Annotated in this window: 20 protein-coding genes and 1 tRNA gene; 14 read left to right on the forward strand and 7 right to left on the reverse strand. The window is 60.6% G+C overall.

All coding sequences use genetic code 11. The annotated features are described in order from the left end of the window. Positions 1-51: 51 nt before the first annotated feature. Positions 52-372 carry an SWIM zinc finger family protein gene (locus J2129_RS04850; protein WP_209629795.1) on the reverse strand — a complete coding sequence of 107 codons (321 nt, stop codon included), beginning with the start codon at positions 370-372 and terminating at the stop codon, positions 52-54. Beyond that, positions 369-1,076: a Nif3-like dinuclear metal center hexameric protein gene (locus J2129_RS04855; RefSeq protein ID WP_209629796.1), complete on the reverse strand. Its 708-nt coding sequence runs from the start codon at positions 1,074-1,076 to the stop codon at positions 369-371. Before J2129_RS04855 ends, J2129_RS04850 begins: the two co-directional genes overlap by 4 nt. Before the next feature lie 89 nt (positions 1,077-1,165). Here J2129_RS04855 and J2129_RS04860 point away from each other — a divergent pair, with 89 nt between their 5' ends. The 3 genes from J2129_RS04860 to J2129_RS04870 all read left to right on the forward strand — a co-directional run bounded on the left by J2129_RS04860 (position 1,166) and on the right by J2129_RS04870 (position 4,479). Beyond that, the gene (locus tag J2129_RS04860) at positions 1,166-2,674 is read left to right on the forward strand and encodes a homocysteine biosynthesis protein (protein WP_209631257.1); all 1,509 of its coding nucleotides are present in this window, start codon (positions 1,166-1,168) and stop codon (positions 2,672-2,674) included. Further along, positions 2,671-3,057, forward strand: coding sequence for a 4Fe-4S binding protein (locus J2129_RS04865; protein ID WP_209629797.1), 387 nt, complete (start codon positions 2,671-2,673; stop codon positions 3,055-3,057). The genes J2129_RS04860 and J2129_RS04865 overlap by 4 nt, the downstream gene beginning before the upstream one ends. A 693-nt stretch (positions 3,058-3,750) precedes the next feature. Continuing rightward, positions 3,751-4,479 carry a UPF0280 family protein gene (locus J2129_RS04870; RefSeq protein WP_209629798.1) on the forward strand — a complete coding sequence of 243 codons (729 nt, stop codon included), beginning with the start codon at positions 3,751-3,753 and terminating at the stop codon, positions 4,477-4,479. Positions 4,480-4,821: 342 nt separating this feature from the next. On the opposite strand, the gene J2129_RS04875 is transcribed toward J2129_RS04870, so the two are convergent. Further along, positions 4,822-5,220: a hypothetical protein gene (locus J2129_RS04875; RefSeq protein ID WP_209629799.1), complete on the reverse strand. Its 399-nt coding sequence runs from the start codon at positions 5,218-5,220 to the stop codon at positions 4,822-4,824. Between the two features lie 60 nt (positions 5,221-5,280). On the opposite strand from J2129_RS04875, the gene J2129_RS04880 reads away from it, so the two are divergent. From J2129_RS04880 to J2129_RS04900, 5 genes are read left to right on the forward strand one after another with little or no spacing between them, the layout of a single operon-like run. Continuing rightward, complete coding sequence (locus J2129_RS04880) at positions 5,281-5,574, forward strand: MarR family transcriptional regulator (protein WP_209629800.1); 294 nt, start codon at positions 5,281-5,283, stop codon at positions 5,572-5,574. Beyond that, the gene (locus J2129_RS04885; RefSeq protein WP_209629801.1) at positions 5,571-6,098 is read left to right on the forward strand and encodes a tRNA (cytidine(56)-2'-O)-methyltransferase; all 528 of its coding nucleotides are present in this window, start codon (positions 5,571-5,573) and stop codon (positions 6,096-6,098) included. The genes J2129_RS04880 and J2129_RS04885 overlap by 4 nt, the downstream gene beginning before the upstream one ends. Further along, on the forward strand, positions 6,095-7,171 hold the full coding sequence (locus J2129_RS04890) for an ATP-grasp domain-containing protein (protein ID WP_209629802.1): 1,077 nt from the start codon (positions 6,095-6,097) through the stop codon (positions 7,169-7,171). The genes J2129_RS04885 and J2129_RS04890 overlap by 4 nt, the downstream gene beginning before the upstream one ends. Then, positions 7,171-7,689, forward strand: coding sequence for a transcription factor (locus J2129_RS04895; RefSeq protein ID WP_209629803.1), 519 nt, complete (start codon positions 7,171-7,173; stop codon positions 7,687-7,689). The genes J2129_RS04890 and J2129_RS04895 overlap by 1 nt, the downstream gene beginning before the upstream one ends. Beyond that, the gene (locus J2129_RS04900; RefSeq protein ID WP_209629804.1) at positions 7,682-8,197 is read left to right on the forward strand and encodes an HDIG domain-containing metalloprotein; all 516 of its coding nucleotides are present in this window, start codon (positions 7,682-7,684) and stop codon (positions 8,195-8,197) included. The genes J2129_RS04895 and J2129_RS04900 overlap by 8 nt, the downstream gene beginning before the upstream one ends. Before the next feature lie 979 nt (positions 8,198-9,176). Here J2129_RS04900 and J2129_RS04905 read toward each other — a convergent pair. After that, positions 9,177-9,677: a regulator of amino acid metabolism, contains ACT domain protein gene (locus J2129_RS04905; protein WP_209629805.1), complete on the reverse strand. Its 501-nt coding sequence runs from the start codon at positions 9,675-9,677 to the stop codon at positions 9,177-9,179. A gap of 181 nt (positions 9,678-9,858) precedes the next feature. Here J2129_RS04905 and J2129_RS04910 point away from each other — a divergent pair. The 3 genes from J2129_RS04910 to J2129_RS04920 all read left to right on the forward strand — a co-directional run bounded on the left by J2129_RS04910 (position 9,859) and on the right by J2129_RS04920 (position 12,454). Next, positions 9,859-9,943: transfer RNA gene (locus J2129_RS04910), tRNA-Leu, on the forward strand. A gap of 102 nt (positions 9,944-10,045) precedes the next feature. Further along, on the forward strand, positions 10,046-11,131 hold the full coding sequence (locus J2129_RS04915) for a DMT family transporter (RefSeq protein WP_209629806.1): 1,086 nt from the start codon (positions 10,046-10,048) through the stop codon (positions 11,129-11,131). A gap of 369 nt (positions 11,132-11,500) precedes the next feature. Next, on the forward strand, positions 11,501-12,454 hold the full coding sequence (locus tag J2129_RS04920; RefSeq protein ID WP_209629807.1) for a hypothetical protein: 954 nt from the start codon (positions 11,501-11,503) through the stop codon (positions 12,452-12,454). 365 nt (positions 12,455-12,819) lie between these two features. Here J2129_RS04920 and J2129_RS04925 read toward each other — a convergent pair whose 3' ends face one another. Both J2129_RS04925 and J2129_RS04930 read right to left on the reverse strand, forming a co-directional pair. After that, positions 12,820-12,975, reverse strand: a complete 156-nt coding sequence (locus J2129_RS04925) for a hypothetical protein (RefSeq protein ID WP_209629808.1) — start codon at positions 12,973-12,975, stop codon at positions 12,820-12,822. A 1,595-nt stretch (positions 12,976-14,570) separates the two neighbouring features. Next, positions 14,571-14,771: a hypothetical protein gene (locus J2129_RS04930; protein ID WP_209629809.1), complete on the reverse strand. Its 201-nt coding sequence runs from the start codon at positions 14,769-14,771 to the stop codon at positions 14,571-14,573. 355 nt (positions 14,772-15,126) lie between these two features. On the opposite strand from J2129_RS04930, the gene J2129_RS04935 reads away from it, so the two are divergent. Both J2129_RS04935 and J2129_RS04940 read left to right on the forward strand, forming a co-directional pair. Then, positions 15,127-15,597, forward strand: a complete 471-nt coding sequence (locus J2129_RS04935) for a type IV pilin N-terminal domain-containing protein (RefSeq protein ID WP_209629810.1) — start codon at positions 15,127-15,129, stop codon at positions 15,595-15,597. Between the two features lie 31 nt (positions 15,598-15,628). Next, positions 15,629-16,090 (forward strand): DUF5658 family protein, encoded by a 462-nt coding sequence (locus tag J2129_RS04940; RefSeq protein WP_209629811.1) that lies wholly within the window; start codon positions 15,629-15,631, stop codon positions 16,088-16,090. Between the two features lie 1,127 nt (positions 16,091-17,217). Here J2129_RS04940 and J2129_RS04945 read toward each other — a convergent pair. Then, positions 17,218-17,793: a CDP-alcohol phosphatidyltransferase family protein gene (locus J2129_RS04945; RefSeq protein WP_209629812.1), complete on the reverse strand. Its 576-nt coding sequence runs from the start codon at positions 17,791-17,793 to the stop codon at positions 17,218-17,220. A 130-nt stretch (positions 17,794-17,923) separates the two neighbouring features. Between J2129_RS04945 and J2129_RS04950 the strand changes: the two genes are divergently transcribed. Continuing rightward, positions 17,924-18,166, forward strand: a complete 243-nt coding sequence (locus J2129_RS04950) for a hypothetical protein (protein ID WP_209629813.1) — start codon at positions 17,924-17,926, stop codon at positions 18,164-18,166. Positions 18,167-18,176: the final 10 nt, after the last annotated feature.

Below are 18,176 nucleotides of genomic sequence, written 5' to 3' on the forward strand. Positions count from 1 at the left end.
CGTCTTGGTATTGTATTACTTGTCAATGATTCATAATTGTGTTCATCAGGCCTATCGATTCCGCCCCATAATGTCGAGATACCAGGCATTTACCGGGGTGTATCGGCCGGTCAGAGCGGCAATACGGGCGGCAAGGATATGCCAGCAGCACCGGCCCCGGTAGGTGAAGTCTTTGCAGGTGCAGAAGTCGTCTTCGACGATGTATTCTTCACTGCGTCCCTGTACCACGAAAAAATCGTGATATTTCTTGACTCTGCCGCTCTCGACCGCCTCGATGGCCTTCTGGCCGCGCATCCGGTAGCGCTTGCGGAGGGCTTCGCGGGTCTCAGGGGTGAGCCCGGCCTCCTGCACTCCTGCCCAGAACTCGTTCATGGAATGGTGGTGAGGCGCGGGGTGTCTGCAAGATAGTCCCAGCCTTCGCGCAGGGCGAGCGTCTCTATGGCCAGGGCTTCGAGGGCATAGTGGGTCGACTCGATGCAGGGGAGGGGGGAGGCCCTGGCCACGTGGTGCTTCAACTCCGCAGAGAGGAAGGCGTCGGCGCCGAGGGCGGCGGCCTCCTCGATGAGGGCGGGGTCAAACCCGCTCCCGCCGACGACGCCGAGGTACTCGGGGTCGTGTGCCTCGCCCCAGACCCTGACGTTCCCGCCGATCCGTGCGGCCATCTCAGTGAGGGAGAGGGTGCACCGGCCGACGACGCCAAGCGACATCGGCCTGGTATCTTCAAGCCCGAGGCGCGCCGCAAGGATGTCGTTCACCCCGCCGCTCGCATGATCGAAGTTGGTGTGCATCACATAGAGGTTGATGCCGTGGCTAAGGAGGGGGGCGAGCACCTGTGCGTCCCTGCCCCGCACCGCGGTCACCGGGGTCCAGAGGGGGGTGTGGTGGACGACCAGGAGGTCGGCGCCCCGTGCCGCGGCGGCATCAGCCACGGCGGGGGTGGCGTCAAGGGCGCAGCAGACGGTGCCGACCTCCTCCCGCCCTTCGACAATGAGGCCGATCCGTCCCTCGTCGAACTCTTCTGCGAGTTCGGGGGGTGCGATCTCTTCGAGATGCGCGACGATGTCTGCGATATGCATGTACAGGAGTCAGCGTCCCCCATAATGAAACGATGTATTACCCCGAGTGATTAGAAAGGGCTATAAATATGCTCAATCTATATCTCGATATGGAGAAGTCCATCGAAGAGATCAATACGAGAATACGCGATGGCAATGCCAGGGTCGTCTCGGCCGAGGAGATGCCTGATATCGTCGCGGAACTCGGCGAGGAAGAGGCCCTCAGAGAGGTGGACGTCGTCACCACCGGTACCTTCGGTGCGATGTGCTCGACCGGCGCCTTCCTCAACTTCGGGCATGCCGACCCGCCGATCAGGATGGAACGGGTCTGGCTCAATGACGTCGAGGCATACAGCGGACTTGCGGCCGTGGACGCCTATATGGGGGCGGCAAGCGAATCGACGACGCAGGGGAACGCCTACGGCGGCGCCCATGTTATCGAGGACTTCGTCTCAGGGCGGCCGGTCGAGGTGCGCGCCATCTCCAAGGGCACCGACTGTTATCCGCGCCGGACGGTGACGACGACCCTGCTCCTCGAAGACCTCAATGACGCCGTCATGGTCAACCCGAGAAATTCGTTCCAGTGTTATGATGCCGCCACGAACATGACCGAGCGTGTCATCCACACCTATATGGGGATGCTCCTCCCACACACCGGGAATGTCTCGTTCTCTGGCGCAGGCGCGCTCTCTCCGCTTGCAAACGACCCCGCCTACCGGGTGATCGGGAGCGGGGTGCCCATCTTCCTGGGCGGGACCCAGGGGATGGTCGTGGGCCAGGGGACCCAGTCTTCGCCGGCGACCGGGTTTGCAAACCTGATGACCACCGGGAATCTCAAGGAGATGAGCCCTGAGTTCCTCCGTGCGGCGACCTTCACCGGCTATGGGGTGACGATGTACGTCGGGGTCGGCGTCCCGATCCCGGTCGTGGACCTGGACGTAGTGCGGAGCACGGCGGTGAGAGACGAGGAGATCATGACCAATATCGTGGACTATGGGACGCCGCACCGCGAGCGCCCGGCCATCGCCCGGGTCAGTTATGCCGACCTCAAGAGCGGGAAGGTGGAGATCGACGGCGAGGAGGTGCGGACGTCCTCGCTCTCCAGTTACCGGAAGGCCCGGGAGATCGCCGAGACGATCCGCACCTGGGTGGAGGCCGGGTCCATGGAACTCTCACTCCCGACCCGAAGGTTCAACGCCGCCAAGCGGACCAGGCCGATGCGGGAGACGAAGGTGGTGCCGAGAGTGCGCGAGATCATGGACACAAAGGTCGTGGCCGTCGCCGAGGACGAACCGATCCGCACGGCCGCGGCGAAGTTGCTCAAGGGCGAGACCAACCATCTCCCGGTCCTCAACGGCGAGGGGCAACTCGTCGGGATCGTGACCACCTATGATGTCACCAAGGCGGTCGGGAGCACCCGTGAACTCACGGTGGTGCGGGATATCATGACCCGCAAGGTGGTGCGGACGACGCCTGAGGAGGCGGTGGATGTCGCGGCCCAGAAACTTGAGCGGCACAATATCAGCGCCCTGCCGGTGGTCGATCCCGCCCACCGGGTGATCGGGATGCTCTCTGCGATCGATTTAGGAAAACTCCTGGGCGGGAGGTGGCAATTATGAAACTGCAGGTCTCGTTCTCCCGCAAAAAGGTCAGCGAACCGATCATCGCGAGGGTGGTCAGGGATACCGGGGTGCTCATCAATGTCGAGCGGGCACGGATCGAGCCGAGCGAGGGGAAGGTGCTGATCGATGTCCCTGACGAGAGTGTGAAACTGGTCTGCGAGAAGATGCGGGCGCTCGGTGCCACAGTCGAGGTGCTGGAGCATGCGGTCATGCACGACGAGGAGGAGTGCGTGGACTGCGGGGCATGCATCAGCGTCTGTCCGCAGGAGGTCTTCTCCTTCGACGAGGAGTGGGCCCTCACCCTCGACCAGGGTCGGTGCGTCCTCTGCGGTCGGTGCGTGCAGGCCTGCCCACATGGCGCACTGACGGTGGAGAAGTAATTCTTTTCTCCTCTTTTTTTGGTGCGGAATCTCTCGCGGGCATGCGGCGGAATGATTCCTGGTGATATCGGGGTTCTCGCAAGAGGGTGCTTTCGATCTGTACCTCTCTCTCACGGCCGTCTGAAAACACCGGATCACGGTTCCCCTGCATGAAGAGATCGCAAAGGGTACGCTGAATGATATCGTCACCAGGGTATCGCAGTGGGAACAATAGTGCCAGAGAAGACCTTTTTGATCTGCTGCGGTAAATCGTGCTATTTTTGGCTTTGTAGATTCCCTCACTCATACCAGGAAGGGGTGAGAGTTTGCTATGAAAAACACTGCGATGTTTTTCCAAAGAACCGCTTGAAACGTTGTTTCATCATCGATTCTACAGAGCCCTTATTATGAAGACAGGGGGGGCGGGTATCAGTCGAAAGAAAGAGGAACCCCCTCACTCAGGTCAGGACTTGAGATAATCTCTGGTATGAGACGACGGACGTCTTCGAGGGATTCAACTGGTGAGGGATGTACACTTCCACTCTCCTGATCTTCTGCGATCCAATACCTCTACCCTTATCATGATGATTGGGGAGGAGAGAGATGGGTCGGGGGAAGAATGGTCGCCCTTACCTGATCTCATGACCTGCGGCCCTCTCCTTCGCAAGCTCTTTTGCATGAGAAGACCCAACCCGCTGATCGAGAGGATTTCTGATGATCAGAGAGCACTTCGAGTACAAACAGACGATCACGACGGTCCTTGCCGACGAGGAGGCGCACGTCGCGGCGGCAAAGGAGGGGATGCTCCGTGCACGCGAGGAACTGGAGCGGTTCATCATGGAGGATTCCTTCTTCGGGGTGACCTTCGACCCCTACGCCCCGGAGGCCGAAAGCCTGACGGTGCGGCGGATGGGTGCCGCCTCGCGTGAGGCGGGCGTCGGGCCGATGGCGGCAGTGGCCGGGACGATCGCCTGGGCAGGGGCTGAGGCGATGCAGGCGGCGGGGGCGAGGTTCGGGGTCGTCGACAACGGCGGCGACATCGCCCTCTTCTCGAATCGCGAGGTGCGGGTCGGGGTCCATGCCGGGGCCTCACCCTTCTCAGATCGACTCGCCTTCGTCGTCCCGCCGCAGGAGGAGATCCTCGGGATCTGCACCTCGTCGGCGACGGTCGGGCCCTCGATCTCCTTCGGGGTCGCGGACGCGGTTACGGTCTTCTCCCGCGACGTCTCACGCGCCGATGCCTGGGCCACGTCGCTGTGCAACACGCTCTGTCCAGGGGATGAGGAGCCCTTCGCCCCCCTCGAAGGCACGGCGGTGGACGGGGCGATCGTGATCCTGGGCGAGGAGATCGGGGTCTGGGGGGAGGTGCCCGAGATTACGGGAGCGACCGTCGACCCTTCTCTCATCACGAGGGGTGAGTCGAGACCGGAAGGTCGCCGGTAAAATGTGATCGCAGGGGTTCTGGGGAAGTGCCCCGGCGTGAAGGTGTGATGATAAGGCGTGCCGCCCCTCTCAGAGGATCTTTCCCACCATCTCGCGCCGGGGGGCCGTGCCCCCCGGAACCCCCCACGACGAAGATAGCCGAGGGACGGCAACGGGTGGTGTTTTTCTCTGTTGTCCTGTTGTAAGGGGAATGATCAAAAGAATCTCCAACGCGGCCTTCCCGGTCCAATCCTGACACGGGGGTCCGGGGGTCGCACCCCCCGGCGTGATTCATGAGGGAAGGCACACGGTTGATCGGTGCAAGGGATCGGTATGGTGATCAATCAGTCGTGCCGCCCCTCATCACGCGAGATTTTCGTAGACGTAATCGACCGCCCGCTCCCGCGCTCCCTTCCCGGTGAAGCGTTCGTAGGTCTTCTCGCCGTCTGAGACCTCGATCCCTGCCCCGCCTTCCCCGACCGAAAAGACCAGTTCAAAGACATCGGCCTCATCGAAGAGGATCCCCCTGAGGGTCTCAGAGGCAGGGGTGAGCATCAGCCGCTCGGCCTGGAGTTCGCCGCCCGGTTCTTCCCTGAAAAAATAGAGGTATGCCTGGTATGCGTTGAGGAGGTCTGAGGTGAGGAGTTCGAGACGCAGGTCGTCGGAGAGGTCGTCGAGGAGACGGACAAGTTTTTCGTCGTCTTCGTCGGCCTGCTCAAGCAGTCGGTCGGCGATCTCTGCAAGTGTGGGGTAATCAGTCATACCCACTCACCTCATCTCTCCAGGATAAAGTATATTGTGGAATCACGCACAAAATACGGTGTGAAAACCGAAGAATTCGACTGGATGGTCTACCATGCGATCGCCTGGGGCCACGCCGCGACCATTCCCGCCCTCATAGAGTATGTCGGCAGGGAGAAGACGGCTGTCGAGGAGTCGGTCGACCGGCTCGTCTCCTATCTGCTCATCGAGCGGGACGGCGAGAAGGTGCGGGCGCTTTCGGTTGAAGAATCGATTCTGAAATGTCAGTTGAAACATACCGCCGGTATCCCGCTTGAGATCGAGAACGGCGTGATTAAGATACCAGATTTTGCACGGAACGGTGACAAACCATGAGAAAAGTATGCATCCTCAGGCTCGGTCACCGGCCTGAGCGTGACCACCGGGTAACCACCCATGTCGGACTCACCGCCCGCGCCCTTGGCGCCGACGGGATGTACCTCGCGGGCGAAGACCCGGTGATCGTCGGGTCGGTCAGGGACGTTGTTGAACGCTGGGGCGGTGAGTTCTTCATCGAGGACAAGGTGAAGTGGAAACAGTGCATCAGGAGGTGGAAAGAGAATGGCGGGATCGTCGCTCACCTCACGATGTACGGGCTCGAAGTCGGCGAGGTCGTCGCCGCGGTGCAGGAGCGGCCCGAAGATCTGCTCATCATCGTCGGCGCCGAGAAGGTGCCTGGCGACGTCTATGGGATGGTCGACTACAATGTTTCGGTGACCAACCAGCCCCATTCTGAGATCTCAAGCCTTGCCATCTTCCTGGACCGCCTCTTCATGGGTCAGGAGATGGAGAAGAAGTTTGAAGGAGCAAAAATCCGTGTCGAGCCCTGCGAGGCCGGCAAGCGGGTGATCGAGCAGTGAAACGGATCCTCGTGGTCGGGTTCGCCACCAGGCATGTGGTCCAGTCGGCCCGCCGTGCCGGGTACGAGGTCTATGCCGTCGACCACTTCTGCGACCAGGACCTCTGCCAGGACGCCGCACGGCACCTGAAGTTCGAGGAACTCGACGAGATCCCTGACCTGGTTTCCCAGATCTGCAACGGGCATACGGCCGACTGGCTGGTGACCACCTCAGGGGCCGAGGACCTCTCGGTTCAGATCCCGCATGCCGGGCCCTCGGCCAAATGCTCGGCACGGTTCCTGGACAAACTCGAGATCCAGCGTTTCTTCGAGAAACATGGGATCCGGACTCCGGCCCTTGCCGAAGACGGGCAGTTCCCGGCGATGGTCAAGCCCAGGCACGGTGCCGGCGGATGGCGGAACCGGGTTGTCAGGTCGGCAGAAGACCTGCGGGCCTGGGAGGAGGAGTGGCCTGATGTCCCGGCGATCGCCCAGGAGGTGGTCGAGGGCGTGCCGGCCAGCGTTTCCTGCGTTTCCGACGGGAAGCGTGCCGTGGCGCTGGCCGCCAACGAGCAGCTGCTCAGGGGCGGCGACGGCGACCGGGCGTACGGGTTCTCGGGCTCGGTCACCCCCTTCGTCCACCCGCATGCGGCGCGGATGATGGCCGTCGCCGAGGAGGCGGTGGCCAGGAGCGGGTGCGTCGGGTCGGTCGGGGTGGACTTTGTCGTCGGGGACGACGACTTCTGGGCGATCGAGATCAATCCCAGGTTCCAGGGGACGCTCGACACCGTCGAGGCCTCGATCGGTGAGAGCGTCTTCCAGCACCACCTCGGTGCCTGCACCGGCACGCTGCCCGCGGCCAGGCCTGTGCCTGCGCAGGTCGCGGCGCGGGCGATCCTCTTTGCCGACCGCGACCTCGTGGTGAAGGAAGACCTTGCTCCGCTCTCCTCCTGCATCGCCGATATCCCCTGGCCAGGCACCGAAGTGGAGGAAGGAAGTGCGGTGGTCAGCGTCTATGGTCATGGACCTGACCGGGCCGCCGCCCTTGCAGCGCTGGATAGAAATATAACACGCGTCCGTCAATATATGTCCTGATGGTTGGCATTGACGATATGCTGGGCGATCCGGGGATCAGGGCCTACCTTCTCCGCCTGATCGAGGCGGAGGGGCTCGAACTCCTGGAGAAGTTCCCGCCTGACGGCGAGTATTCAGATGAAGAACTCGCGGAAAAGACCGGGATCAACCTCAACACGGTCAGGCACACGCTCTATACCCTGTATGAAAGGCGGCTTGCCGAGTACCGGCGGATCAAAGACCCGGATACCGGATGGCTCACCTATCTCTGGACTTTGCGGATGGACCAGATCTATCCCTATATCGGTCAGGAACTCGAGCGTGTCCTTGAGATCCTGCAGAAGCGTGAAAAGTACGAGGAGGAGAATGATTTCTATATCTGTGACGAGTGCGGAATCTTCACCTTCAATGATGTCTCTGACACCAATTTCACCTGCCCGGTCTGCGGAGGCGAGGTGAAGCACTTCGACAACGAGATGCTGCTTGTCGCCTTGAAGCACCGGGTCGAGGAGATCCGTTCGATTCTCGGGCATGCATGAAGATATTCTGAGAGGTGCGGGGTGCGACGAGGGGGTCATCGCCCATTGCCGGGCGGTGACCGCCGCCGCCCTGGAATACACGGGGTCGTCGGCAATCGACCGCAACCTCGTCGTCGCCGGCGGGATGCTCCATGACCTTGGACGGTCAAGGACGCATGCCCTGGCACATGCCGAGGCGGGGGCCGGATGTGCACGCGCCCTTGGGCTTCCCGACGAGGTGGTCAGGGTGATCAGGCGCCATATCGGCGCCGGGTTGACCGCCGAAGAATGCGCGCTCCTCGGGCTTCTGCCCGCCGACGCCGTCCCTCGACGTCTTGAAGAGCGGGTGGTCGCCCATGCCGACAACCTCACCAAGGGCACGAGGGCGATCACGCTGGAAGAGCGGATGGACCGCTCGGTCGTGCTCGGGCGGAAGGCGGCGGTCCGGGTATTCAGGTTGGGTCTTGATCTTGAACCGCTCAGGCACCTGCCTGGAAGGCAGGTCTCCACTCAAAGAACGGACCGATAGGTTGTTCCCGTAACCCGCGCTCCCTGGCGCGGAGGGAGTGACTGATTTTTTTGGCTTTTGGCTTTGTAGAAACCTTCACCTCTTGTGTAGGTGAGACATGTGTCACCCGCCTTCCTACTACCCCTTTGGCCAGGGGCAAGTGCCGCCGTACTCGACCTATCGTGTGGCGGGGGCGTACTGCCACACGATAGAGAGAGGACTTCAAATCTCTTTTCTGAGCTCTGTAGAATTGCTCATGAGGCGAGGCCTCAAGAATATGGGATAAAAATTTTCGTCATGTACTCTCTCTTTTCAAGACAGGAGAACTGGTGGAGACTGTGTTCACTGTGCCGCCCCCACCTATCTTCAGTCTGTGGGGGTCCAGGGGTGCAACTCCGCCGACGCGAGATGACGGTGGAATTCGATGATCAGAGGCGGCAGATCCATCAGAAGAATTTTTTTATCCTCTGAGGTCCTCCCAAAACTCTTCAGTCCTCCCCTCTCAGAAGATAGCGGTGGATGTGGAGAAAATATCCTCCCCTTTTCGTTGCGGGGTCCATGCATTGCCTTCCCCCACCCCCGCGCCGGGGGCGCTGCCCCCGGACCCCTGGGATGAAGATGGGGTGGGAAGGCAGAGTGATGATCGTGAAGACGGGATGCGGACTCCTGCCACTCTTCATCAACGGGGGTCGGGGGGGCGGCACTCGCGCTCATAATTGCGAAGGGGTTCTCCCTGTGTTTTGAGGGGCAGTCTCTCGGAGACCTGCGAGTCTTCTCACACTCTCCTGGTACCGCAAAAATCAAAGATCTCTCTCATCAGGAATCTCTCCCCGTGTTTTCAAACTCGCTCTCGCTCTCGCTCGTCCCCTATGGAAAAATGAGTGCCGGGAAGGCGGAGTCGAGAGCGTCCCCTCTAATTCCTGCCATACTCTTGTGCGAGAGGGCAGAGGCCTTTTTTCCCGCTACATTCTCGTGATGATCTTTTGTTCCTGGTCGGCGACTAAATCACCAGTTTCTGCACCTGGGGGAGGGACCGCAGTTCTTCGATCACCCCGAATGGGAGGGGTTCGTCAAGGATGATGACCAGTCTGGGCGACTCGGCAAAGTACGGATCGGTCACGAAGATCTGCCTGATCGCAAGGTCATGTCGAGAGAGTACCCTCACCGCGGCCCCGACGATCCCTTTTTCGTGGGCGTCGGTTGGGAGGATGGTGATGACGGTCAGGCCAAGGGCTTCGGCGACCTTGGAGAGGTCGGGGGTCGCTCGCATGGAAGAAAAGACCTTCCTGGCCCAGTCCATACCCTGGATACGGCGTGCCGTGGCGTCCACGACCCGCCGGTCGATCCCGATGACGCGCGCGATATGAGTGGCCGGGATCTCGATGTCATTGCAGGTGATACGCCCTTTTTCCGAGACGCCAAAGCCGTTTTCAAGGAGAAATTTCACGACTCTGGCCTGCGCGGGCGAATCGGCAAATTCCTGCATGAGTGCTGCCCACATAATCACCAGAGAGTACGCGCATGCATCGATATTATCCTTCGGGTCAGGGCCCCTGCGCGTGGCACCTGATCCAGGGCAGTTCTCTGGTTTTTCAGATCGTCGGGGTGAAAGGGAGGGTTTGCATGGCCATAATTGGGCGATAGATTCAATTACTTTGATATCCTTCTTTATAGGGTAACAGGCGAGGGTTGCCGAGCCAGGTCAAAGGCGCAAGGTTGAGGGCCTTGTCACGTAGGTGTTCGAGCGTTCGAATCGCTCCCCTCGCACTCACTTTTATGAAATCTTACAGATGAGCCATGGCGCTCTTTTCCGGGCCTGTATCTATAACTGCGTGCAGGGCCAACCAGTATATTCAATCTCAGACTACCATGACCCGCGAAAACCTCCTCCCCATCCTCTATGGGCTGACGTCAGCGTTCCTCTTCGGTATCACGGCGCCGTTCTCGAAGTTGCTCCTCGATGGCGTGGGGCCGATCACGATGGCCTCGCTCCTCTTCCTGGGGAGCGGGACGGGTCTGTTTCTCTATCTTTTCGGGGGGTCCCTCCTCGGTCGCAGACGCGACGGGATCGAGGCCGCCCTTGCCCCGGCCGACCTGCCCTGGCTTGCAGGAGTCGTCTTCTTCGGTGGGATCCTCGCCCCGGTCACCCTGATGATCAGCCTGGCCCAGACGCCGGCGGCGACGGCGTCGCTGCTCCTCAATTTCGAGGCGGTGGCCACGACGATCATCGCGGTGCTCTGGTATCGTGAGCCGGTAGGGAGGCGGATGTGGGCCGCGCTCTCCCTGATCACGCTCTCGTGCATTATCCTCTCGTACGTCCCTGACCAGCCTTTCGGGCTCTCGCTCGGGGCGCTCGGGGTCATCCTGACCTGCACGTTCTGGGGGATGGACAACAACTTCAGCAAGAAGATCTCGGCAAAGGACCCGATCCCGATCGTGATGATCAAGGGGTTTGGGGCAGGGGCGGTCACCTTCGTCATCGCCCGTCTCCTTGGCGAGGCGATCCCGGACCCGGCCACCTGTCTGGCGGCGATGGTGATCGGGTTCCTGGGCTATGGCGGGATGATGAGCGTCTTCTTCCTGATGGCGCTGCGCGGGATCGGGTCGGCGCGGACGAGCGCCCTGGTCTCGACCTCGCCGTTCTTCGGGGTCTTCGTCTCGTTCCTGCTCTTCACCGAGGAACCGAGACCTGCCTTTTTCGTCTCTCTGCTGGTGATGGCCCTTGGTGCCTGGCTTCTCATCACCGAGAAGCACTCCCACCCTCACCGGCACGAGGTGATGGTCCACGAGCACCGGCACCGGCACGACGACCTCCATCATGACGGCCACCCGCATCCGCCTGGCACCCCGGCGCTCGATGCAAAGGGTTACCACTCGCATCCTCACCGGCATGAAGCAATGGTCCACGACCACTCGCACGCCCCCGACCTCCACCATCGGCACACCCATGAGTGAGTGGTGGGGCGGCACGATAACTCTCTGGGGGGTGGAGGCGCCCTCGAGCTCATTCTGTACATCAGGAGTTGTGCCCGGGCAGCGTCGGGTGGTCACTCCTTCCTTTTTTCCATGGGATTTTAGAGAGTCAAGGGCTTTGTAGAAATGCTCTGGGTGGGGCTCTCTGGCGGGGGGCGTGCGCACCCCGCACCCCCGCCACACGATAATAGGTCAAGGACGGCGGCACTCGCCCCCGGCCAAAGGGGTAGGAAGGCGGATGACAGACACGCATTCTCCCCACGATACGTGAGGGTTTCTACAGAGCCGAGTCAAGGATGCAGAACCTGCCCGGCGCAAGGTTGATGGAGGTTTGCAGAGCACATGGGGAGTATGAAAATAGCCGTGGCAGGCGCAGGTGTGGCCGGGAGTTTTCTTGCCTCCCGGCTCTCTGATGCAGGATATGTGGTAGACCTCTATGACCTCCCGGCACAGACGGCGTGCCGGGCGTCTCCATGTGCCTGGATGGCGACACGGGACTTCCCGGCCGTGCTCGAGGCCGAGGGGCTTGAGCCCGAAAAATACGTGATCGAGCACTTCGACGCCTTCTTCCTTCAGGAGCAGCGCCTGGAGGCCGACCTGATGACGATCCATAAACCGGCGCTTCTCGCCGACCTGCGGGGCGAGGTGGGGGTGCGGACAGGGAGGCCCGACCTTTCGGAATATGGCCGGGTCATCGATGCCACCGGGACGGCACGGGCCTATCTCCCGGCGATCACGGGGGACGACTTCTGCCGGTGCGTCCAGTTCAGGGTGCAGGGCGGGGACCGGGCGCCCTCCCTCCCGTCGGTGCGGTATGTCCATGGCGGGTATGCCTGGTCGTTCCCGCTCGGCGGCGGCGAGCGGCATGTCGGGTGTCTCAGCCATCTCGCCGACCCCGCCGGGCTCATCGGGGAGACCGGGTATCTGGACGGCGAGGCGCACTGCGGGTGCAGGAGCAGGTTGCGGGTCACGTCGCCGTACCGGGCGCAGCCGTTTGTCTCTGGAAATGTTTGCGGGGTGGGCGAGGCGATCGGGTGTACTTATCCGTTGGTCGGCGACGGGATCGTTCCTGCCCTCCTTTCCGCCCGTCTTCTCCTCGACCACTTCGACGACCCTGCGGGCTACACGCAGGCGGTCCTCGACGCCTTCCCGGGGATGCAGGGGGAGCGCACTCTCCTGGAGAGGATGAAGGCCGGGCGCCGTCCGTCGCCTGCGTGGATCGATGAGGTCGATACTTCGCGCCTTGGCGTCAGGGTCACTCCGGCCGGGGTTGCCCGTATCCTCTTTGCGCTCATTGCAAGGTGACCGGGGCCGCTCCAGTCTGTTTCTCCGGGGTGAAGAGGAGGGGCAGAGTGACGAAGCGCGATTGGTCGGCGTCCCTGCTCCCCTGTCGATGTCTGGAAGGAGAACTGAGAGACCGATCCTGTAAAAATCCTCTGGACGGGTATCTTTGGCGGGCGACACATATCCCCTCACAATAGGAGGGGTTCTGCAGGGCCAAGAGACCTGAGATCTCCTGGAGTCGCGCCTGATTATCGTCTTCCCCCATATGCCTGGGGGCAGAATCGGTGAAGACAGAGAGGGGGGGCACCAACGCCCTCCCTCCCCTTCATGGTGCAATTTCCCTGGAAGAGGTCTGCAAAACCAGGATCTCTTCCTGGGGTATGATTTCAGAAGAGTTCTCGAACTTCGATCGCCTCGGCGCTGATGCCGCGCACATTGAGCATGACGGCATGGTAGAGGTTGACATTGCGCATGCATTCCCTGAACTCACCGTCGTACCATTCTTTGATGGATTCGCGGTACATCATCATCTTGGTCTGCATAATGGTATCTTCGCGTTTGGCCGAGGGAGTTATAGTCGTTTTGAATTGAATCTGCCGGATTATTGACTATCTTTCATGATAATTCCAGATTTGCGGCGGCGAATGGGAGCGATGGTTGAGGGGTGGGGGGCCGGGTGCGAGGCAGGGTGAGAGGAGCGCAGGCCAACAGATCAGGTGAAGGCGATTCTTCGTTTCCTGGCCCAGGAGGGGGCCTGATCTATTTCTCACGAGGGGCTCTCTCGATCGCCTCCCTGCCGCGACCGCGCCGGGGGACTTTTGTGGCGAGTATGTCTCTCACCCTCCGCCGGGGGTTCTGCCCCCGGACTCCCGGCGAGGGCGAGTGGTCGTGGACCGGAGGGCGGCGGATTGGTGGGAGTGATCATAGTTCTTCGTGGTGAGTGAGTCGTTCCCCCCCCCGCCCGGGGACGAGTGCCCCCAAACCCCCGCGATGGCGATTTGTCGTGGATCAGAGAACGGTGGATCATTGAGGGCGATCTTTTTTCTTCGGGTGGTGTGTGTCTTCTTGGTCTTTGTGGCGAGTAGATCGTTTGCCCTCCGCCGGGGGACGAGTGCCCCCGGTCCCCCGGCGATAGCGATTGGTCGGAGATCGGAGGGCGGTGGATCAGTGAGGGCGATCTTTTTTTCTTCGGGAGGTGTGTGTCTTCCGGTCTTTGTGGCGGAGGACTACTGTGAGATCATACCAGATGAAGAGGGAGGTGCCGTCCTCGACCAATCGTGTGGTGGGGGGTCCGAGGGGTGCAACCGCCCGGCCCTGAGAGAGAGCAAGAGGATTTTTTTCTGGTGAGTAGATCCTTCACCTCCATCGGGGGACGAGTGCCCCGGGACTCCCGGAGAGGGCGAGTGGTCGGGGACCGGAGGGTGGCGGACCAAGTGTGGGCGATCTTTTTTCTTCGGGTGGTGTGTGTCTCCCGGTCTTCAACCATGTCTCCCGCGAGCGGACAGGGAGGCCTCTGGATCGACGCCGCCGCCCCTGACTGACCTCGTCACCTTCGCACCTTCGCGCCTGGTTCGCACCCGGCGGGCGCGAAGATGGCGGCCCGGAAAGAACCTCAGTCCTGACGTGATTTTGGTACTGGAGTACAGAGAGAGAAGTGTGTACAGTTCCCCCTGGTATTTTGCATACGATCCAGGGAACACCCGGCACCCATGGCGGCCAGGTGTAGGGGGGGAACGTACAAATGAAGGGGGGAAACCTGGCACGCATGCCTGGTCGACTGATCAGACGCGGCATATGCGTTTTATTCCAGGGGTAAACCAGGTGCGAAGAAAAAAATGCCTCTCCATGGGGCGGAAGGGTCCATCTCTCTGAGGCTATCCCAGAACTCTCCTGCTTCTCTCTGAAGATCGAGAGAGATAGTGGTGGAGAGGGTGCGGTCCCCGGCCAATCTTCATCAGTGGGGGTCAAGGAGGCACTCGCCCCCGGCGCGAGGATATGGGAAGGCCATGGATGCATGTGTGCGCTACGAAGAGGCGACCTCCCCTCTTCATGATCGTCTCTTCTCCTCCCCGAGAGTTCTGGGATATGCTCACCCATACACGCAGTACACAATTTTGAACAGAACTCAGGACCGGGCCTACCCGCCGGGCAGAAAAACGTTTGAGTCCTCGCACCTGCGCATGGCACCGAGGAGAGTACGGCGGTCTCTCCCTGTCATGTCCCGCCGCCGTACCTCGTTGTAGGGGTGTTTTTGTGGTTGTAATTTTATCTCTGTAGTCTGTGGGCTACGAGTTGCAGCATGGAGGACGCGGCAGGCCCCGGCGAGGTGGTACATCATCTCATTCTCCGGCACCCGGGAGGTAAGTCGGGGGCCGGTTGCTGGGGGGCCAGGGCGGTCAAGGCGCCTGGTGAGTTGCCTGGATGCACAATACCTGGCCGCGGATTTTCTGGGTCGATGAGGGAGTGGGTCGCCGAAGTCCTGCCGACAGGAGAAAGATTGTGGATTAAGGTTAAAAAACCTCCGAAACGCGTTTCGAGATCTATTTCGATCTTCAGATCAATATGGTGTGGTTTTACGGTATTTTGGGGTTTTAGATCTCGAATTTGCCAGAGGAGCTCTCCAAAGCATATCGAAATGTTTATATTTTTGTGCGAGATCTGATCCTATGCCCCGCACGGGGCGGTGAAACTCGATGAACTCACAAAAAGAAATGCATGAAGAGGCCGTTTCGCCGGTCATCGGCGTAATCCTGATGGTCGCGATCACGGTGGTGCTCGCGGCGGTCGTCGGGATGTACGTGATGGGCCAGGCCGACGCGATCCCTGAGTCGAAGTCGGTCACGATGACGGCTGAGAAAAGTATCGTCACTGATGATTCTAAAGAATTTACAGAAATTAAGGTCACGGTTGTAGGGGGATCTGACCTCAACGCACTTCAATCTCTTACATTGAAGTGGGATGGCAAGAATACTGAGTCACTTACATATAATGGGGAGGGATCAGCGATAACTACTGGAGTTGTTGACAAAGACTTCGCTCCAGGTGATGTTATCACCATCGACTATGATGGTACCAATAATAAGTATGGAGACTCAGGCAAACTGACCATCGCTGGAAAATTCTCTGACGGTTCAGAGGCCCTCCTCCTCACCAAGAACTTCTAACCTGGTTGACCACTGAGGAGCGAAAAAATCCATGCCGCCCTGGGACCGGTGCGTGAGGTGCGAGGGGGAGGGAGGCGCCCGTGAAGACGGGGGCCTGGAGAACACCCTCCGCCGCCGCCCCTTTGCATGCCGGGACCAGGGGGACAGGACTCCCCTGGGCGCGGGAGTCTTCCCGCGCCCGTTCACCTTGACCGAAAAAATTCTTCTCCTCTGCCTGGTCGCCCTCCTCGTCTGCGACGTGGTCACCACCACCTATGCGGTCGGGAAGGGGATCGGCTATGAGGGCAACCCGGTGATGACCGGCGTGACGGCATGCCCTCCGGCACATCTGCTGCTCAAACTCACCTATGCCGGGGTGGTGGTCGGACTCGCAGGGGCGGCCGAGCGCTTCGTGGAAGGGGCAGGGGTGTACTGCATCGCCGCGGCGTGCGCCTTCTATCTCCTGCCGTTCGTCAACAACCTCTGGGTCATCGCGACCTTCCCGCCGGCGTGAACAAACCGGCCGCGACCGCGGCCTGTCCTGGCCCGAGGGGCCTGGCGGAGGCGGGGGGGCAACTATCCTCTAAAATCTATATCAAAAGGTTTATATGGTCATGAATTATATTTTAGAGATGTCTGCCCCTCACACATAGTTTCATCGGTTCAACCATTCACCCTTGGTGGGATCACGCCACCGCTGGGCCCTGGGGGGCAGCGGTTTCATTTCATTACCTCCTATCATCTTTTTTTCCCTGAAAAAATCCTCGCCTCCTGCAAGAGAACGTGTGCATCAACGCCTCCCCCCGTCACTCGCGCCAGGGACTCCGCCCCAGAACCCCCAGGAGATAGATCGATCAGGGAAGGCAGTCTCGAAGTTCCAGGAGAGGAGGATGCTGGCTTTGCCTTTATCATGGGACTGAGGAGCGCACGCCGACCAGAGAACGCCGTCGCGAGAACCTCTCCAGATCTTTTTTCCAGGTGCGGACGCCCCCGCACCCGGTCTGGCACACGCCACACGAGTGTGGTCTCCCCCTCTTCATGAGAGGAGTCGCAGGGCAATGGGCCAGGTTGCTGGCCTGGACCCCCGCCCTCCTTCATGTGAAACTACGCCCATATTGCCCCTGGATCCAGGGGCGGGGCGTCGGATCCAGGGACGATCTGGCGATATCGGGAACAAAGGAGAAAATGAGGGCGGATCGCACAATAAAGAGAAAACCATGGACCGGATCCGCATGCATATGAGAGATATGAGCCTCAGAGATACTATGGGTCCACTCGCCCGGCGAACGCCGGTCCTGGAGGCGTGAGAATGGCAGGAAATCGGCGCGATTTTTCGGCATCCCGAATTCGCGCACCTGCCACCCCCCCTGGATCCGGTGAGAAGACCACCCGTCTCTCAGGGAAAAATACGGCCATATCGCCCATGGATCCGGGATCATGCCTGGCGATCCGGGCCCGGTACGGGGAGATCGAGATCAGACGGGAAAATGAAGAGCGATCATGCAATAAAGGAAAAATCATCGAGTGGATCCGTATGCCCTTGAGTGATATCTGCGCGTAGGGCTATGGCCCCTCAGACCCCATGAACGCCTATCCTGGAGGCCCAGGAACGCATGGAAACCGGCGCGATTTCGAGGGGGCTCACTCCCCCCTCGTCACCATACGGACATGCCACATCCGCTGCACCGCCGTGAGATTGGTGAAGACCGCAAGCACCCAGAGCGCCGGGACCAGGAGACCGGTGAGAAGCCCGACGATGAGGACAAGCATCCGTTCAAGCCTCGTGAAAAGTCCGGTCCTGCACTCCACGCCCAGCCCCTCCGCACGCGCACGGGTGTAACTCACCATCAGGGACCCCACCAGCGCCGCGAAGGTGAGCACCCGGGCCGTCTCGTCCCCGGCACAATAGAGAAAAACCCCGCCAAAGAGAAACGCCTCGGCATACCGGTCAAGGACCGAGTCGAAGAACGCCCCGAACCGACTGGCCTGCCCGTTGGTCCTCGCCACCGCACCGTCGAGTGCGTCAAAAACCCCGCCGAAACCCAGGACCAGCCCCGCGGCCAGGAGATGCCCCATGGCGATGAGCCCCGCCGCACCGACCATAATGACAAGCCCTGTAGCCGTCAGCATGTTCGGCGTCACCCCGGTCTTCCCGATGACCGCCGCCACCCGCGAAAGCATCCCTTCTGTCCGTTCCCTCATCCACCCGTCGATCATGCCGCCTCAGATCCGTTTGATATCTGAATGGAATCGACATCAACCTTTCTTCAGGGAACCATCCGGTTTTATATAGAGGAGACGAAATGATAGATCGATCAGGCACGCAGACACAGGGGGGGAGCATGTCGTGAAACGAGTAGGCATCAGGCTAGAGACTCTTGCCGCCATCATTGAAGACCTCGACAGTGACGAAGACCTCAGGGCCATCTTCGGTGATCCCGTCACCGGCCACCTCGCCATCGTCGCCGAATACGCCGACGGCACCGTCGACCTCAGGATCGAAGAGATCAGGGAAGTCCCGCTCACCGCCGACGAGACCACCAGGTTCACCGAAGTCACCGACCGCATCGTCTATGCAAACCTTCTCTGAAAAAAATCGT

It is taken from the genome of Methanofollis sp. W23, from assembly GCF_017875325.1.
GTDB lineage: Archaea > Halobacteriota > Methanomicrobia > Methanomicrobiales > Methanofollaceae > Methanofollis.

Coding starts and splice junctions, on each gene's coding strand:
- J2129_RS04850 (WP_209629795.1), bottom strand. CDS start 372: ATGAACGAGTTCTGGGCAGGAGTGCAGGAGGCCGGGCTCACCCCTGAG.
- J2129_RS04855 (WP_209629796.1), bottom strand. CDS start 1,076: ATGCATATCGCAGACATCGTCGCGCATCTCGAAGAGATCGCACCCCCC.
- J2129_RS04860 (WP_209631257.1), top strand. CDS start 1,166: ATGGAGAAGTCCATCGAAGAGATCAATACGAGAATACGCGATGGCAAT.
- J2129_RS04865 (WP_209629797.1), top strand. CDS start 2,671: ATGAAACTGCAGGTCTCGTTCTCCCGCAAAAAGGTCAGCGAACCGATC.
- J2129_RS04870 (WP_209629798.1), top strand. CDS start 3,751: ATGATCAGAGAGCACTTCGAGTACAAACAGACGATCACGACGGTCCTT.
- J2129_RS04875 (WP_209629799.1), bottom strand. CDS start 5,220: ATGACTGATTACCCCACACTTGCAGAGATCGCCGACCGACTGCTTGAG.
- J2129_RS04885 (WP_209629801.1), top strand. CDS start 5,571: ATGAGAAAAGTATGCATCCTCAGGCTCGGTCACCGGCCTGAGCGTGAC.
- J2129_RS04895 (WP_209629803.1), top strand. CDS start 7,171: ATGGTTGGCATTGACGATATGCTGGGCGATCCGGGGATCAGGGCCTAC.
- J2129_RS04900 (WP_209629804.1), top strand. CDS start 7,682: ATGCATGAAGATATTCTGAGAGGTGCGGGGTGCGACGAGGGGGTCATC.
- J2129_RS04905 (WP_209629805.1), bottom strand. CDS start 9,677: ATGTGGGCAGCACTCATGCAGGAATTTGCCGATTCGCCCGCGCAGGCC.
- J2129_RS04915 (WP_209629806.1), top strand. CDS start 10,046: ATGACCCGCGAAAACCTCCTCCCCATCCTCTATGGGCTGACGTCAGCG.
- J2129_RS04920 (WP_209629807.1), top strand. CDS start 11,501: ATGAAAATAGCCGTGGCAGGCGCAGGTGTGGCCGGGAGTTTTCTTGCC.
- J2129_RS04925 (WP_209629808.1), bottom strand. CDS start 12,975: ATGCAGACCAAGATGATGATGTACCGCGAATCCATCAAAGAATGGTAC.
- J2129_RS04930 (WP_209629809.1), bottom strand. CDS start 14,771: ATGATGTACCACCTCGCCGGGGCCTGCCGCGTCCTCCATGCTGCAACT.
- J2129_RS04935 (WP_209629810.1), top strand. CDS start 15,127: ATGAACTCACAAAAAGAAATGCATGAAGAGGCCGTTTCGCCGGTCATC.
- J2129_RS04940 (WP_209629811.1), top strand. CDS start 15,629: ATGCCGCCCTGGGACCGGTGCGTGAGGTGCGAGGGGGAGGGAGGCGCC.
- J2129_RS04945 (WP_209629812.1), bottom strand. CDS start 17,793: ATGATCGACGGGTGGATGAGGGAACGGACAGAAGGGATGCTTTCGCGG.